Below are 15,400 nucleotides of genomic sequence, written 5' to 3'. Positions count from 1 at the left end.
AACTTGCGTGTGATGTGGCGGCGGCGTAGGGCGGTCCGGCCTCCGTGTACGCCGCCTTCGGGCGGGGCGCGGCGATGCGTCCCGCGGGCATGTCGAGGACGGCAAAGGCCCGGGCGGGGGTAGGGCCTCGTCCGCGGGGAACGCGACGTACGCTGCCACGCCGCCCCCCGCCGGCTGCGGGATGCCGTGGCTGCCGGGGGTCAACGACATCGCCGCGGCTCTGCGACACCACGCCCGTGACCCCGAACGCCCTCTGCTCGCCCTGGGGATCAGGTGATCACACCGGACGTCCCGCGAGAGCGACAGGCCCTGGACCCTGATGGGAATTCCGAGCCCGATGGCCGCCGAGGCCACGGCTCTCATCATTGCGTGTGCATTGACATGTTCACGAAAGGTTCTTATGGTCCAGGCCAGCTCGTCCACATTGAGGAACTGCGTTCTCATTCGTGAATAGAGAGGTCATCGGATGGTACGAACCAGAACCGCGTTGTGCAGCGTTCTCACCCTGCTGATCGGCCTGTTGAGCGTTCAGCTCACCGGCCCGGCCCCTCGGGCGACAGCCGCACCGGCAACCTTCGCCCACCCCGGCGTGCTGGTGAGCCGCGCCCAACTCGACTACGCCCGGACGAAGGTGCAGGCCGGCCAACAGCCGTGGAAGGCCGCGTACGACGGCATGCTGGCCAGTTCCTACGCCTCGCTGTCGCGTACCGCCAAGCCGCGGGCCGTCGTGGAGTGCGGATCATCATCCAACCCCAACTACGGCTGCACCGACGAGCGCCAGGACGCCATCGCGGCCTACACCGACGCGCTCGCCTGGTACTTCACCCGGGACAGCAGATACGCCAAGAAGTCGATCGAGATCATGGACGCCTGGTCCGCGACCATCACGGATCACACCAACAGCAACGCCCCACTGCAGACCGGCTGGTCCGGGTCGACCTGGCCGCGCGCCGCCGAGATCATCAAGTACACGTACGACGGCGGCTGGCCCAACGCCGGCCGCTTCGCGACCATGCTGCGCGACGTGTACCTCCCCGAGGTGATCAACGGCGCGGCGACCAAGAACGGCAACTGGGAACTGGTCATGACCGAGGCGGCGATCGGCATCTCGGTCTTCATCGAGGACCGCACGAGCTACGACAAGGCGGTCAGCACCTACCTCGCCCGAGTCCCGGCGTACGTCTACCTGTCAGGTGACGGCGACCTGCCCGAGCCGCCCGCCAACGGCAGCATCGACACCAGCGCCGAGATCATCAAGTACTGGCAGGGCCAGAGCACCTTCGCCGACGGCCTCGCCCAGGAGACCTGCCGCGACTTCGGGCACACCGGCTGGGGCATCGCCTCGATAGCGGACATCGCGGAAACCAGCCGCATCCAGGGCCAGGACCTCTATCCCAAGATCCAGGAGCGACTGCGCTACACACTGGGCTTCCACACCTCCTACGAGAACGGCACAGCCGTGCCTTCCTGGCTGTGCGGCGGCTCCATCAAGACAGGCCTCGCCCGGACCACGGAGGTCGGCTACAACGCCCTCCACAACCGTCTCGGCATCAGCATGTCCAACACCCAGAAGTACACCGAGGCACACCGGCCGTCCGGCACGGACAACTACTTCAACGCCTGGACGACTCTCACGCACGCGGACAACCCCAACTGATCATCGTGGCCGCCGCTCCGCATGCCGCGGCGGCCACCGGGTGACTCCTCATCGCAGCGGAAGGCGGCGAAGGCGTGGGCGTCGACCTGGACCGGAACGACCCCGCGCAGTGGGTTCGTAGAAATCGGGATCGACGTCGGCGCCCACCCGAGCAAGTCCAACCGGTGCCCGACACCGGGGCGGTGCGCCGCCGTTCCGTCACCCGCGATGAAGCCCGCCGCCTTCCCCGTCTTGCGGTCTGCGCGCCTGCGTCCGACGCCAGCACATGGCCGCCCGGCTGTCCTGCACCCCCGGTTCGGCGGGGAGCAACTGCACGCTGCTTTGAGGAAGACGGAGGGGGGAGGCCGCGCGTATGGAGACCACGCACCTGGTCCGCCTCCAGTTCGAGACGGCCCTGAACGGCGCAGGGCGAGCCCCGCACCGGAGACGCGACCGGCTTGCGCCGTCGCAGGCGGGCGCCGGTACGGCCGGACGAGATCGTGGACGTGCAACTGTCCCCCCACCGCCACGACTTGCCGGAACGAGACCCGGAGAAGTGGGACGACTCGTGGAAGAAGGGAGTAGATCCCTGTACTCGCAGAACATCGCTGTGCCGGCGTCGACTGGCATGGTGCGAAATTCGGGCCGTGCCTTCACCCAAGCTCCTCAAGCGGGAGCCGTCGACCGTCGCGTCGTCCACGTCCAGCAACCCCGCCTTGCGCAGCTCGGCCAGGATGACCTCGTGCAGACGTGGCGGAACTCCCGCCTCGGTCCAGTCCCGCAGCTGTCGCCAGGCCGTCACCCCACTGCAGCCGAAACGTTCGGTCGGCACATCGGCCCAGCTCACTTCTTTGGACAGCACGCAGACGATCCCGCGAAGAGCCGCCCGGTCGTCCAGCCCCTGCTCGACGCACTCCACGTCCAGGAGGACGCCGCCCGGGCCCTGGCCGACGACCTCCGTACTCGGATCGATGAACTGCAGGGACGGCTACGGGAAGCCGAGACCCATCTCGATCACCTGGCCATCACCCGCAAGACCGTCACCGCTGTCGTGGACCGACTCCCGGCCCACCCGGTCTCGCCCGGCCTGCCCGAGCACCCGGACTACCCCGCATCCTCGCCAGCCTGACCTCGATGTGACCAGCCGCTTCAGTTGAAGGGATTCGCCGGTTACGCGATCTCCAGGACCACAGCGGGAAGCGCGGCCTCCAGGACCTGCCTGCGTGGCAGGGAAAGGCCGAAGCATCGTTCGATGATCTCCAGTGCGGTGCGGTGCACTTCGCGGCGAGGCACGTTGGCGTCCGGTAGGCCGGCAGCAGCCAGCATCTTCTCGACGCGTACCGCCACCTCGCGGTCACCGTTCACGCCGTCGTATCCCCAGGAACGGTCCAGGTGGAGATTGAAGGCACACATGAGACGATCGTCATGGAGGTAGGAGAACTGAGGCGGTACCGGCTTGCCGTTCTCCTCTTCGAATTCCAGCTGGAAGACGTGTGCACCACCCCGAGAAACAGGTGGCTGCGGGCCGAACTCCGCCTGCCAGCCACCGTACTTGACCACGAAGACCCACTCGCCGATCTCGCCATATCGCAGACCTATCGCGGGGTAAGGGTCCCAGCAGCCGTCCTCCACTACATCAATCAGGTCCTTGCTGGTGAGGTGGGCCAGACTACGCGCCGTGCGCGTCGGCCCGAACACTGTCGCAGTGAGCCGGGACACCAGCTCTTCGGCGTCCAACCCTCGAGCGAGCACCACGCTGTAGCCACCGAAGGCGATCGACTGGGGAGCGGCAAGCCATGTAATTCCGTCGGTCATAGCGATCATCGTGACGCACCTTCGCCGGGCGTGTCACGAGGCCCCAACAGCCACCCTCCTCCAGCCAAGCTATTGCCCCCGACGCGCTCACACCCGAACGTCGGCTCAGAGACGCCGACGCCCTCACGGAGCGGCGGTGCAACGCCGAGCACCGCGCGGCGCAAAAGCGCGGGCAAACCGAGTGGCACCAGAGCTACACGCTGCATGTGGCGAAAATGGAGCGGAGCCACGGGTTCATACGAGCGTAGGTCCCACAGAGTCCGACGGCAGGCGAACGGGTCGACATGCCCCCGTCGCGAGACCGATCCAGCGGGAAACCGCGGAGAATGATGGCCAGTTACGGGCACCGCGAGCAGGCAATGCCCGGGAGCTGGAGCCGCCCGCCCGCCCTCGGAGGAGCGGCCCCGTCCGCCACCCGCGGGGTGTTTCCCTGCCCTGGCTGCGCCCCCGACAGCCACTCAGTCCTTGCCGTTCTGTCGCGTTCGTGCGGCTGCTCAGCCCCGGCGGGGAGGATTTCGGCCGGCCACGGTCATCTCCTTCCTCACCCGAGCTCGGTCAAGGCACCACGCGCCCAGACCCACGAGTACGGCCGCCCCGAACCCGTACGCCGGCAGCCACAGGGTCGTAGTGGCTGACAGACAGTCGGCAACAGCCTCATGGATTTTGGCCTCCTGCGCGTGGGCCAAGGCGGCCCTGTCGCGCCCAACCAGGTTGGCCAGCGAGGCCTCCGCCTGGATGCCCTCGTACCTGCCCACCTCAGGACACCCGCGTCGAGTGCCTGGCATCGGGAACAACCATGCCGAGCGCTGCAGCAAGGGGGCCAGTGTGATCGCCACGCACAGGCCGACGACCAGTGAGAACGCGGCCAGATTCCTCATGTACGTAGAGCCGAGGCCGGGCATCCATGTCGGCAGCCGGTAGAAGGAGAAGATCACCGCAAGAAGCGTCAGCCCGATATAGGTGGAGAACCACTGCCAGGAACCCTGGGCGAGTGCGGCGGTCAGCACGGCGGCGAGCGCAATGCCGATGACCCCCGGCTGGCCGGAAGTGTCAAGGCCCGCGCCAATGGATGCCGATTGCCGGGTTTCTTGAAGTCTGGGGCGGTCGTCCATGGTCCCTCCCGCATGGTCCGGAGGCCACCAGCATCCGGGCACAATCCGCCTCGGCATGGCGCCATGCCGGAGCCGCCCGGATGCCCCGCCCGGTTGGCGGGAAGTCCGGCCACGCGCTGCCGCCGAGAAGCCGGAGCAGGAGCAGGAGCGGGAGCAGGCGCCGGAGCCGTGATGTCTCGCGCCAGGGGCGCCGCCCGGGACGCCAAGCGCACTTCCCACCAATCTCCCCACTCCGCCAAGCTGCCCCGTACCCCCGACGCTCCTGCAGCCCGTTGTCGCCAAGTACCGCGCCGGGCATCTCCGACGATGAAATCGCGAGCAGATCGGTCACGGCCCAGGCAGGATGCCCTCTGTGAACCATGTCCTGTGCGGGCTTGCCTCCAATGCGGCCCTGTCGTCCGATCTCGTCAACCGGCTGATCGCGGTTGCGGACGCCGCCGTCGCCGTGAACCTTGCCGGTCGGGCGGACCTCAGCCATGCACAGGCGGTTGCGTTGGCCTCGCGCGTCGAGGAGAGCGGTGAACAACTGGCGCATGAGGGACTGCTGACCGCCGCCGACGTCGATCCTGCCGCACAGCCGCACGCCGCCCTCGCCCTGCTCCACGAGCGCGCCGGCAGCCCGGAGTGGGCGCGGATGTTCGCGGCAGATCCGGTCTTGGAACGCAGGGAGACGCTGGCCGCCTGCCCCGGTCTCCCGGCCGATGTGGTGGAGGCGCTCGCCGCGGACCCGGACGTACGCGTTGTCACGGAGCTCGCGTTGTGGACCACACCCGAAATGGCCGCCAGGCTTGCGGGGCATCCGCATGCCGAGGTCCGCCGTGCGGTGGCCGCAAACGAGGCCGCGCCCCCGGACGTACTCGCGGCGCTCATCACCGGCGAAGGGCTGCCTCCGGCGCAGCGATGCCTCGTCTGTGACCAGGAAGCGACACCGTTCGTACACGAGCCGCAATGCCCGCGGACCGACTGCGAACTGCTGCCGGGCGCCTCCTGCGACGGGTCCCACGAGTCCACCGTGCTCGACATACAGGAGGCGGCACTGCGGAACGCGGCGACACCCGCCGAAGCCGTCGTCGGCTTCGCGGACCATCCTTCGATGCTCCTGCGTTGGGTCCTTGCCGCCCGCCCCGACCTGCCTCCGGCGGTGTACCGGCGGCTGGCCGCAGACGAAACCCCCGGTGTGCGAGCCGACCTCGCCGAGAATCCCGCGATCGACGATGCGCTGATCCGCACCCTGGCCGGCGACCGCGGCCACGACGTACAGCGCAGGCTCGCGCACAACCCACACGTGCCGCTCGACGTGCTCACCCACCTGGCCGGAGTTACCAAGATCGGTGCTCCCCTGCTGCCGCGGATCGCCGCCGCGTCGCCCGCCGAGGTTGAGCTGCTGGCCCAGTCGCCGAACCCGGCCGTGCGCATGCTCCTGGCCCGACGACGCGATCTGCCGCCTGAGATCCGCGACGCGCTGGCCGCCGACCCCGACGCGAAAGTGGCCAAGTCCATCGCTGCGCACCCGGGCCTCACCGAAGCACAGTTGCGCGCCATGGTCGACCTGCACGGAGTCCGCGTCCTTGCCAAAGTGGCGACCAATCCGGACGCGAGCCCGGCGCTCCTGGAGGATCTGACCCGGCAGAAACCGCCGGCACAGAAGGCGTTCCGCGAGATCGCCCGGCACCAGAACGCGACGGCCCAGGCTCTGCTCGCCTGCCTGGCGGACAAACAGGCAAGGCCGATAGCCGCCGGCCATCCGGCACTCCCGCCGCCGATCATCGTGGGACTGCTCACCGACGCCGACTGGCAGGTGGTGGAAGCAGCGGCCGCCAACCCGTCTCTGCCCCTTGCCGTGATATCGGATCTCGTGCCCAAGCTGTAAGCGTGCTGCCCGCCGAGTGAAAGGCTCGGCCTCGCCGACTCAAGGAATCCGGCCCTACGCCTGACCAGAGAGAAGCGCCGCTTATGCTGAGCGCCAGTCGGCCGCCGCGGCTACCCTCCCTGCATGCAGCCGGACTACCCCCTCGTGCGCGACGTCTTCCCGGACCTTGTCGCCGAACTGGTCACCCTCCTGGAGGAGGAGGGGGAACGCGAGCTGGCCATCAGCGTGCGGGACGTTCGCCTGGTTGGCGAGTGTCGCTGCGGCGACGACTTCTGTCAGAGCATGCGGACAGCAGATCATCCGCAGGGGCAGCCGTTTGGCTCGGGCCATCGGTGTGTACCACTCACACCCTCGGAGGGCATGCTGATCCTGGACGCCGTGGACGGCCGGATCATGTACATCGAGATCATTGATCGGCCGCCCATGCATCGCCGGACAGCCCAGCCGTGACCGAAGTGGTTCTGGCCGTGCTCCCGCGAAGGGCATCCTGCATGCGCTCGCGGACAGGGCCCTGCCCCGTCAAGGGCCGGTGCCCTGACAGGAGATGGCCGCCTACGACCACTGATCGCAGCGACCAACTGCCACTCACCGGGTCGGCATGCCTCCGTGCGGGCTGTTGACCACCAGGGGCAGCGACCCTTCGGCGAGGTAGAAGTGCCCGGGGTAGTAGTCGATGTGAAGGTGACCGCCGTCCTCGGCAGTGGCCATGGCCCGCAGGTTCTCCGCGAGTACTGTTCTGCTGGCGGAGTCACCGCTGATCACGAGGATCTGCCGCTCGGCGTCCCGGTGGACAAGGACCCCCGGGCCGGAAGTGTTCTTGACCTCGACCCCGGCCAGGGTATTACTGCCCGACGAGGAAGCGGAGCTGAGCAGCCCCTCGCCCTGGGCCACCGCGCTTGCCAGGCACGTCAGTTCTTCCGCAGACGCGGAGAGATCGACTTCGCCGTACCTGGGGTCGGAGACCAGTCTCACCGGCGTCACTCCTTCAGAGTCGGACTCCCATGATGCCTCCTGCCAAGATCGTCCGTCGTGCGTCCGGGTCAGCGCAGACGACCAGACGTGGCCGGGCGCATCGGAGCTGTTCGTCCGGTGCGGTGACGTTCTCCCAGACGGTTGGCTTGTCCCTGGACGGCCTGTTGCCCGTGACCACCGGCCGGACCATCTGGACCGGGAACAGCGATTTCTGTCCGCGTGTCAGAGATGGCTGCGCTGTCTCGTCTCAGGTTGCGAAGACAGGTTCTGAGAAGAACCCACCTCGACAACAAGGAGCTGGTCATGAGCGGGGAGACCACACAGCAGAGGGTCGTGCTGGTTACCGGGGCGAACAAGGGGATCGGCCGTGGGGTTGCCGAGCAGCTCGCCGCGCTGGGCATGACGGTCCTCATCGGGGCCAGAGACCCGCAGCGTGGCGAGGAGGCAGCGAAGGCGCTGCGCGCGGCAGGCGGCGACGCGCACGCGGTCACGTTGGACGTCACCGACCTGGCCACCGTTCGGGAGGCTGCGAAGCAGGTTGAGGAGCGCTTCGGCCACCTCGACGTGCTGATCAACAACGCCGGCATCACCGGCTCCGGACAGGTGTCGCCCGCAGACGCCCACGATCAGATCCCCAGCTCGGTCGAGCTGGACATGGTCCGGGCGGTGTTCGAGACCAACGTCTTCGGGGTGATCGCGGTGACCAACGCCATGCTGCCGCTGCTGCGGCGGTCACCGGCGCCGCGCGTCGTCAACGTCAGCAGCCACGCCGCGTCGCTGACCCTCACCAGCGATCCGGACGGCCCCTTCGCCGCGCTGCTGCCGTCTGCGGCGTACTCGCCGTCCAAGAGCGCGCTGACCGCGCTGACCGTGCAGTACGCCAAGGAACTGCGCAAGGACGGCGTTCTCGTCAACGCGGCCGCCCCCGGCTACGTCGACACGGACAGCAACAACCACACCGGCTTCCTGACGGTCGCGCAGGGCGCCGCAGTCGTGGTGCGCCTGGCCACCCTCGGCACGGACGGGCCGACCGCGGGCTTCTTCGGCGAGAGCGGCCCGGTGCCCTGGTGACGTGGACGTCCTGAACAGCGGAGCGTTCCACGGGCCACGGTGCCTTCGCCGATCACCACCTGGCGGGCCTGCGGCAGACAGAACACGAGGCAGTGGTGGTTGATGACCGAGGCGGTCAAGTTCCAAGGAGGAGCCGGCGTGACGAAGACCGAGGAGTTCCAGGAACTGCGGCCGCTGCTGTTCTCGATCGCCTACCGGCTCCTGGGCAGTGTGAGCGAGGCCGAGGACGCGGTCCAGGAGACCTGGCTGCGCTACCAGGCCACCTCTGCCCGGCCCGGGTCGGCCAAGGCGTTCCTGTCGACCGTGGTCACCCGGATCTCGATCGACGTGCTGCGCTCGGCCCGTGTCCGGCGGGAGGAGTACGTCGGGCCGTGGCTCCCCGAACCGCTGCTGACCGACCCGTACGAGGATCCGGCGCGGTCGGCGGAGCTGGCGGACTCTCTGTCGATGGCGGCCCTGCTCCTACTGGAGCGGCTCACCCCGCTCGAGCGCGCCGTCTTCGTGCTGCGGGAGGTCTTCGCCTTCGGCTTCCCCGAGATCGCATCGGCCGTGGGACGGTCGGAGGCGGCTTGCCATCAGCTCGCGGTGCGGGCACGCCGGCACATGGAGGCGGGCCGGCCCCGGTTCGCGGCCGACCGGAAAGAGCGCGAGGAACTCGCCGAACGGTTCTTCGACGCCTTCCGGGAAGGGAATGTCGACGGGCTGGCCGAACTGCTGGCCGCCGACGTTCAGATGATCGGTGACAGCGGTGGCAAGGCCCCGCAGTTCAAGCCCGTCATCGTCGGTGCCGAGCACGTGGAGCGGGTGCTGGCGGCGTTCGTCCCGCTGGTCGTCAGGGGGGCCGGCATTGTGGAGCCGCGGCAGGTGAACGGCCAGCCGGGCGCGATCCTCCGTGACCGGGACGGCCAGATTCTCAGCACCTGGGCACTCGACGTACTCGACGGGCGGATCCAGACGATCCGCACGGTGAACAACCCTGACAAACTCGGCCATGTCGGGTCTGTGGCGGACGCCTGGGCCGCCCTCCGCGAGGTGAACCGGGCACACCGACCCGCAGATTGACGGAGGCCGCGGCCGACAACGTCGTCCTGCGCGTCCTCGCCGAGGAGACACCGCAAGAGCTTCGGCAGGCGACGACTGGCCGATCCGGGCGACGCCTATCACCAACTCGGGCGGTTCGGCGACGCCATCGGCATCCTGGATTGGAGCAGGCACTCACCGCCCTGCACGCCGCAGGGGACCGCCGGGGCGAAGGCATCGCGCTCGGCCTCCTCGGTGACGTCCACGTGGCCGCCGGTCACACCGGACGCGGCTCACACGAACTGGCAACAGTCGCTTGCGATCCTCGAGCAGATCGACCCCCCGGACGCCGAGGAAGTACGGGGCAGACTCCGCCGCCTGGACGAATACGCGCCCGACGCACAGCCGCATTCCGCCGCCGGCAGTTCCGGCCGCGGCCGGAGCATCGCGAACCCCGCGGCAAGGTCCTATCGCCCGAACGCCTGGCAGCCGGTTTCAGAGGATTGGTCGTGCAGGTAGCGAGACTTTTCCAGAGGGGTGAGCGTGGCGTCGACGGCCGCGCAAATGCTGCGGATTGCGCGGGCCGGGTCGGGCAGGTCGACGGTCCACAACTCGGCGGAGCTGCCCGTGCTGAGGGCGAGGGTCCGTCCGTCCGGGCCGAACGACACCGCTCCGGGCGAGCGGGTCGGCAGGGTGAGTCTGGTCTGGCTGGTGGCGAGGTCCCACAGCTGGACTCCTCTCACGCTGCTTGCGGCCAGGGTGCGTCCGTCGGAGCTGAAAGCCAGCGACGCCACCTGACCGCCGACACTGAAGCTGTCGTGGAGCCGACCGGCGCGCGTGTCCCACGTCTTCACGAGTCCGTTCCTGCTGCCTGCGGTGGCCAGGGTGTGCCCGTCCGGGCTGAACGCGAGGGACAGCAGGATCCCCGTGCTCGGCTTGATGGTGCGCTGGGTGCGGCCGGTCGCGGCGTCGAACAGCGTGACCTGATCGCTGCCGGCCGCGACGTCCACGACGGCGAGTGTGCGGCCGTCCGGGGTGAACGCCACCGCCCTGACGAGTCGGCCGTGGCCGGTCTGGGCTGCGGTGTGCAGCGCGCCGGTTGAGAGGTTCCAGATCCACACCGATCCCTTCCTGCCGACGCTGGCGAGCCGTGTCCCGTCGGGACTGAAGGCCGCCGTGGCGGCGGCGCCCAGAGAACGGCTTTGACGAAGGCGGCCCGTGACGACATCCCGGACCTCGATCACCCCTTTCCCGACGGACCTGGCAGCCAGGGCGCGGCCGGTCGGGTCGAACCCCACGGCGCCGAGGCGGACAACCGCGAAAGGCAACTGCTTTCCCCCGGGTGCCGGGTCGGTGTCGAGCGCCAAGGCGGCTTCGTGACCGCCGGTACCGGCATCCCAGAGCTGTACCGACCCACGGCCGGGCGGCCCTTGGCGGACCGTGGCCACCGTGCGTCCGTCCGGACTGAAGGCCATGTCGCCGATGGATGTGCCGGCAGGGCCGGGCAGAGTGGTCTGCGGCGGATCGGCGGGCAGGCGGTGGACGCGGATGGTGGGGTCCGAGTTACTGCTGGTCACCAGGGTGCGGCCGTCGGCGCTCAGGGCCACTTTCATGCCCTGCCCGTGGTGACCGGCGGTCACGGTGGCCCGCGCCGTGCCAGAGGCGGTGTCCCACAGTCGCACCGTGTCCCCTGGGCCGGGGATGGCGAGGGTCCGCCCGTCGGGGGCGAAGGCCACCTCGTTCGACCACCCGATGAAACCGTCCCTGATGGTGCGCCGGACCATGCCCGTGGCCACCTCCCGCAACTGCAGCAGACCGTCGGCGCCGACAGCCACGTAGGTCCGGCCGTCAGGGCTGAGAGCCACCACCCTGCCGTCAATTCGGCCGCTATGGGTGGTCCGGGTGCGGCCGGTGGCCACGTCCCACACCCGTAGGAGTCCGTCGAGTGCCACCGCGGCGACGGTACGTCCGTCAGACCCGAAGGCGACCGCCTCTGGATAGGGGTGGCCGGTGAAGCCGTGCCGCTTGCGGCCGGTGGCCACGTCCCACACCCGTACGTTCGTCGCGGAGGCGGCGGCCACGGTACGACCGTCAGGGCTGAAGGCGATACCGCGTACCGCACCGCCGGGGATGGTGAGGGTTCCGAGTTTCCTGCCGGTGACCGGATCCCACATGCGTATGACACCTTCGTTGGCGACAGCGAGAGTGTGTCCGTCGGGGCTGAACGCCGCGACCTCGCTGCTGCCGTGGCCGGGAAACGTGTGCCGGAGCCGGCCGTCCGGCAGACTCCAGATACGTACTCTGCCGTCCGCGCTGTGGGTGGCGACGGTGTGTCCGTCCGGGCTCAGGGCGAGGGAGTCCACGGGTTCGGTGCCGCCGGTCAGGCGCTTGCGCAGCGGTAGCGCCGCCGCGGCATACAGGGCGGCGGCGGCTTCGCGGGTCGGGCTGGTCCGGTAGGCATGGACAGCGAGCAGTGAGGCGAGGTCGGGTTCGGAGTCCAGCAGCGCGCTGGACTGGGCGGCCAGTTGCCGGGACTGGGCCAGGTGCTGGGCGGAGACCGCGCTCCGCCACTGCTCTACGGCGAGGCCGGCGGCGACGAGGGCGAGGCACAGGGCGGCGGTGACCGCGGTGAGCACCAGCCGGTACCGGCGACGGCCTCTCTGCTCGTGGTCGCGGCTGGCGTCGAGGAAGGCGTGCTCCAAGTCGGTCAGGTCCTCGCGCGGTGCGCCGCCAAAGTGTTCCTGGGCGGCCGCGAGTCGGCTTCCCCGGCACAAAGCGCCCTTCTCGCGCCCCAGTTCCTGCCAGGCCTGGGCCGCTTCGGTCAGGTTCCGGTGCGCACGCAGGCGTTCCCGGTCTTCCTCGATCCACCCGCGCAGCCGGGGCCACGCCGTGATCAGGGCCTCGTGGGCTATCTCGACCGTCTCGCCGTCCAGAGTGAGCAGCCGCGCCCCGGCGAGTTCCTCCACCACCTGGGCGGTGTCATCCCGGCCGCTGCCGGACAGCTCCGCGCGCTCGACGGGACGGCGGGTGTCGGGGGTGCCGTCACCCGGGGCTACCAGGCGCAGCAACACCCGGCGGGCGGCAGCCGCCTGGCCTTCGGTGAACCGGCCGTAGACCTTCTCGGCGGTCTTGGCGATCGCGCCGTCCAGGCATCCGGCCGCCTCGTACCCCGCCACGGTCAGTGTCTTGCCGCGGCGGCGGCGCCAGGTCTCCAGCAACGCGTGGGACAGCAGCGGCAACCCGCCGGGCGCGTCGGCGACCTCTCTGACCAGCCGGGTGGCAAGGGCGCGTTCCACGGTCAGTCCGGCGGCCGTGGCCGGCTTGACGACGGCGTCGCGCAGTTCCGCCTGGCTCATCGCTCCGGCCAGGAGATTGGCGTCGCGCAGTGCGTCGGCCAGGTCGCGGTGCTCGGCGCAACGGCCGTAGAAGTCGCCGCGCACCGCCAACAGCACCCGCAGGCGGCTCTCGGGCTGCCGGGCCGTGAGCAACAGATCGATGAAGCGAGCGCGCTCGGCCGCATCGTGGCAGAGGGTGAAGACCTCCTCGAACTGGTCGACGATCACGAACGTGTCCGCCCCGGCGCTGCCGTCGCGGGGAACTGCGGGTGTGAGGAGGGATGCGTGACTGCGGGCGGGGCGTTCGCCCGGTGTGAGGATCCGGATCGCGGCCGGGCGCAGGCCCGGCTCCTGAGCGCCCCGGAGGACGGGGATCAGGCCCGCCCGCAGCAGGGAGGACTTGCCGCTGCCGGAGGGGCCGAATACCGCGGCGAGCCGCCGACGGCGCAGCAGGCCGACCAGGTCGGCGGTGAGCTGTTCCCGGCCGAAGAACAGGCCGCTGTCCCCGGCCTCGAACCGTGCCAGACCCCGGTACGGCGTGAGTGATCCGTCCTCGTCCCGGGAGCCGTCACCGGCGGACTCCTCCACCGCCTCCCTCCACCGGGCCTCCCATTCCGCCAGGTCTCCACCGCACGCCCCCACATAGGCCAGGGCCACCGGCAGTGTCGGTAACTGGTCGCCCGCCGCGGCCTGCGACAGCGTGGTCACCGAGTAGCCCGCCCGCTGGGCCAGCGACCGGTAGGTGATCCCGTCCGCCTCCGCCCTCAGCTTGCGTAACTCGAACGCGAACCGCTGCACCGGACCCGCCGCCGGATCCACCGGCACCTCACGACGCCCCGCCACACCTTCACCCCCTTCAGCCGCCCCTGCGCCAGAGCGGGCAGCCGATCCATACACCTCTATGACACCCGAAAGGCTCGCACCTCGTTGCATTGTTCGGCGGCCGGAACGGTACTGCCGAACAATGCTCCAGCCGCTGAACTCGGTGATGCGAGCGGCACGGGGGACCGCTCTGCGGGGAACGCCCTGCTGGTCGTCGGCGACCAGCAGGGCGTGGCCTGCGAGCGCGCCCAGCAGGTCCACGTCGCCCCAGGACCGCACCGGAAGGAAGGAATCAGTGGTCAGGCGTGTCCTGTCCTCCGCCACCGCCGACACCCGCCCCACGACCAGCCCGACGAACCCCTCACCACACAGGACCCTGTCTGCGCATGGAATCCCCACCCCTGGTCCCTGCTTCACCGGTGCGATCACGCTCCGTTACCTCGCGATTGCTGGCCGCCATCGCGACGGCCGGTCCGTCGCGGCTGGGCTGGCTGGACGCGTTGCGCGGCATCGCCGCACTCGTCGTGGTGTTCGACCACTCGTCGTACACCTTCACTGCGGACTTCCGGCGGGAGCTGATGCCGCAGTTCAACACCAGCCGCTTCGGCATCATGGTGTTCTTCCTGGTGAGCGGCTACATCATCCCCGCGTCGCTGGAGCGCCGGGGCTGCGTCCGGACGTTCTGGATCGGACGGATCTTCCGTGTGTACCCGCTGTGGGCGGCTGTCGTCACCACGCTCCTTGCCGTCAACCTCCTGGGCATTGCGGAGATGCGTGACTTCGGTCAGCAGAGCGCCGCCACCGTGGCTGTCGCCCACGCCACAATGCTCCAGGAGTTACTGGGGACACCCAGTCTCCTGCTCGTCCTGTGGACGCTCTCCTACGAGATGTCCTTCTACCTGCTGGTCGTCGCACTTTTCACGGTCCGCCTTCACCAGCGGTCCGCGGCGGTCGCCGTCATCCTGGCCGTGCTCGCCGCAGTGAGCGTGACGGCAGGGGCAGTGCTGCCGGCCTCTGCCCTGTCCGGCCTGGTCGGCACCGGCCCGCTGATCGCGGTCGCCTCGATCGCCATGGGGGTCGCCATCTGCTGTGCGAGCGCCAGGCCGGCCGTGCTCCGGGGGTTCGGGGGTGTGTTGGGCGGGGTGCTGGCGCTTGTCCTGGTCCCGTTCAACGGCACGGTCCCGCTGTGGGAGGGCCTGGTGATCCTCGCCGTGATGTTCCTCGGCACCGCCGCCTACCGTGCCGAGAACGGTCAGGGCACCTGGCGTTGTGCGGGTGGCGCCGCCGTCCTGGTGGTCGCCTGTGCCGTGGGGAGTGCGTACTGGTACGGCGACGGCGACAACTTCGCACGGCGCGGCTGGATCGTCGCATTCCTGCTGGCTGTGCTCACCTTCGGCGCCGGACTGTTGTCGCGCCGCCGACGTATACCGCGGATGCTGACCGGATTGGGAACGATCAGCTACTCGGTCTATCTGGTGCATCCGCTGCTGCTGGCGGTGATCGACAGCACCATCGGCCGACGGCGGCAGGACAGCCCTGTGCTCGAAGCGGCGTTCTTCACCGTGCTGCTGCCCCTGTGCCTGCTGACCTACCGTTACATCGAAGCGCCGAGCCAGACCTGGGGCCGCAGGCTGGCACGCCGCGTGCAGCCCCCGTGACGAGCACCCGTGCCACACCGCCCTCGCAGCTCACCAGCCCTCGACGGGGGAGTCCGCGCAGGTCTCCGACGGCGCGGCGAACTACGGGA

At 69.5% G+C, this 15,400-nt stretch carries 10 protein-coding genes and 2 pseudogenes; 7 read left to right on the top strand and 5 right to left on the bottom strand.

Features of this window, described 5'->3' with window-relative positions; translation table 11 throughout:
* Nucleotides 1–466: 466 nt before the first annotated feature.
* Nucleotides 467–1,657 carry an alginate lyase family protein gene (locus ACFPIH_RS29800; protein WP_381178595.1) on the top strand — a complete coding sequence of 397 codons (1,191 nt, stop codon included), beginning with the start codon at nucleotides 467–469 and terminating at the stop codon, nucleotides 1,655–1,657.
* A 628-nt stretch (nucleotides 1,658–2,285) separates the two neighbouring features.
* On the opposite strand, the pseudogene ACFPIH_RS29795 reads toward ACFPIH_RS29800, so the two are convergent.
* Nucleotides 2,286–2,534 (bottom strand): annotated as a pseudogene (locus ACFPIH_RS29795) (transposase); the annotation flags it as partial.
* A 272-nt stretch (nucleotides 2,535–2,806) separates the two neighbouring features.
* Nucleotides 2,807–3,451 (bottom strand): hypothetical protein, encoded by a 645-nt coding sequence (locus ACFPIH_RS29790; RefSeq protein WP_381178598.1) that lies wholly within the window; start codon nucleotides 3,449–3,451, stop codon nucleotides 2,807–2,809.
* Between the two features lie 107 nt (nucleotides 3,452–3,558).
* Here ACFPIH_RS29790 and ACFPIH_RS29785 point away from each other — a divergent pair.
* A pseudogene (locus tag ACFPIH_RS29785) lies at nucleotides 3,559–3,699 on the top strand (antibiotic biosynthesis monooxygenase); the annotation flags it as partial.
* A gap of 246 nt (nucleotides 3,700–3,945) precedes the next feature.
* Here the strand turns inward: ACFPIH_RS29785 and ACFPIH_RS29780 are convergent.
* Nucleotides 3,946–4,563: a hypothetical protein gene (locus ACFPIH_RS29780; protein ID WP_381178601.1), complete on the bottom strand. Its 618-nt coding sequence runs from the start codon at nucleotides 4,561–4,563 to the stop codon at nucleotides 3,946–3,948.
* 352 nt (nucleotides 4,564–4,915) lie between these two features.
* On the opposite strand from ACFPIH_RS29780, the gene ACFPIH_RS29775 reads away from it, so the two are divergent.
* Together ACFPIH_RS29775 and ACFPIH_RS29770 are read left to right on the top strand one after the other, a co-directional pair.
* A complete protein-coding gene (locus ACFPIH_RS29775) occupies nucleotides 4,916–6,433 on the top strand; it encodes a hypothetical protein (RefSeq protein ID WP_381178604.1) in 1,518 nt (505 codons plus the stop codon).
* A 123-nt stretch (nucleotides 6,434–6,556) separates the two neighbouring features.
* On the top strand, nucleotides 6,557–6,883 hold the full coding sequence (locus ACFPIH_RS29770; RefSeq protein WP_381178606.1) for a hypothetical protein: 327 nt from the start codon (nucleotides 6,557–6,559) through the stop codon (nucleotides 6,881–6,883).
* A gap of 135 nt (nucleotides 6,884–7,018) precedes the next feature.
* Here ACFPIH_RS29770 and ACFPIH_RS29765 read toward each other — a convergent pair whose 3' ends face one another.
* On the bottom strand, nucleotides 7,019–7,405 hold the full coding sequence (locus tag ACFPIH_RS29765; protein WP_381178609.1) for an Imm32 family immunity protein: 387 nt from the start codon (nucleotides 7,403–7,405) through the stop codon (nucleotides 7,019–7,021).
* Between the two features lie 303 nt (nucleotides 7,406–7,708).
* Here ACFPIH_RS29765 and ACFPIH_RS29760 point away from each other — a divergent pair, with 303 nt between their 5' ends.
* Both ACFPIH_RS29760 and ACFPIH_RS29755 read left to right on the top strand, forming a co-directional pair.
* Nucleotides 7,709–8,476: an SDR family oxidoreductase gene (locus tag ACFPIH_RS29760; protein WP_381178612.1), complete on the top strand. Its 768-nt coding sequence runs from the start codon at nucleotides 7,709–7,711 to the stop codon at nucleotides 8,474–8,476.
* 138 nt (nucleotides 8,477–8,614) lie between these two features.
* Nucleotides 8,615–9,538: an RNA polymerase sigma-70 factor gene (locus ACFPIH_RS29755; RefSeq protein WP_381178615.1), complete on the top strand. Its 924-nt coding sequence runs from the start codon at nucleotides 8,615–8,617 to the stop codon at nucleotides 9,536–9,538.
* Nucleotides 9,539–9,963: 425 nt separating this feature from the next.
* Here ACFPIH_RS29755 and ACFPIH_RS29750 read toward each other — a convergent pair whose 3' ends face one another.
* Nucleotides 9,964–13,674: an nSTAND1 domain-containing NTPase gene (locus ACFPIH_RS29750; protein ID WP_381178618.1), complete on the bottom strand. Its 3,711-nt coding sequence runs from the start codon at nucleotides 13,672–13,674 to the stop codon at nucleotides 9,964–9,966.
* A 365-nt stretch (nucleotides 13,675–14,039) separates the two neighbouring features.
* Here ACFPIH_RS29750 and ACFPIH_RS29745 point away from each other — a divergent pair, with 365 nt between their 5' ends.
* Nucleotides 14,040–15,311, top strand: coding sequence for an acyltransferase family protein (locus tag ACFPIH_RS29745; protein WP_381178621.1), 1,272 nt, complete (start codon nucleotides 14,040–14,042; stop codon nucleotides 15,309–15,311).
* The last annotated feature ends 89 nt before the right edge of the window (nucleotides 15,312–15,400 follow it).

It is taken from the genome of Streptomyces vulcanius, from assembly GCF_042653945.1.
Lineage (GTDB): Bacteria > Actinomycetota > Actinomycetes > Streptomycetales > Streptomycetaceae > Streptomyces > Streptomyces mangrovi.
Note: the sequence above shows the minus strand (reverse complement) of the source record. Positions and strands in the feature narration are given on the sequence as shown.

What these genes read in the sequence shown, in the direction of transcription:
- ACFPIH_RS29790 (WP_381178598.1), bottom strand. Translation starts at nt 3,451, where the DNA reads ATGACCGACGGAATTACATGGCTTGCCGCTCCCCAGTCGATCGCCTTC.
- ACFPIH_RS29780 (WP_381178601.1), bottom strand. Translation starts at nt 4,563, where the DNA reads ATGGACGACCGCCCCAGACTTCAAGAAACCCGGCAATCGGCATCCATT.
- ACFPIH_RS29770 (WP_381178606.1), top strand. Translation starts at nt 6,557, where the DNA reads ATGCAGCCGGACTACCCCCTCGTGCGCGACGTCTTCCCGGACCTTGTC.
- ACFPIH_RS29745 (WP_381178621.1), top strand. Translation starts at nt 14,040, where the DNA reads ATGGAATCCCCACCCCTGGTCCCTGCTTCACCGGTGCGATCACGCTCC.
- ACFPIH_RS29800 (WP_381178595.1), top strand. Translation starts at nt 467, where the DNA reads ATGGTACGAACCAGAACCGCGTTGTGCAGCGTTCTCACCCTGCTGATC.
- ACFPIH_RS29760 (WP_381178612.1), top strand. Translation starts at nt 7,709, where the DNA reads ATGAGCGGGGAGACCACACAGCAGAGGGTCGTGCTGGTTACCGGGGCG.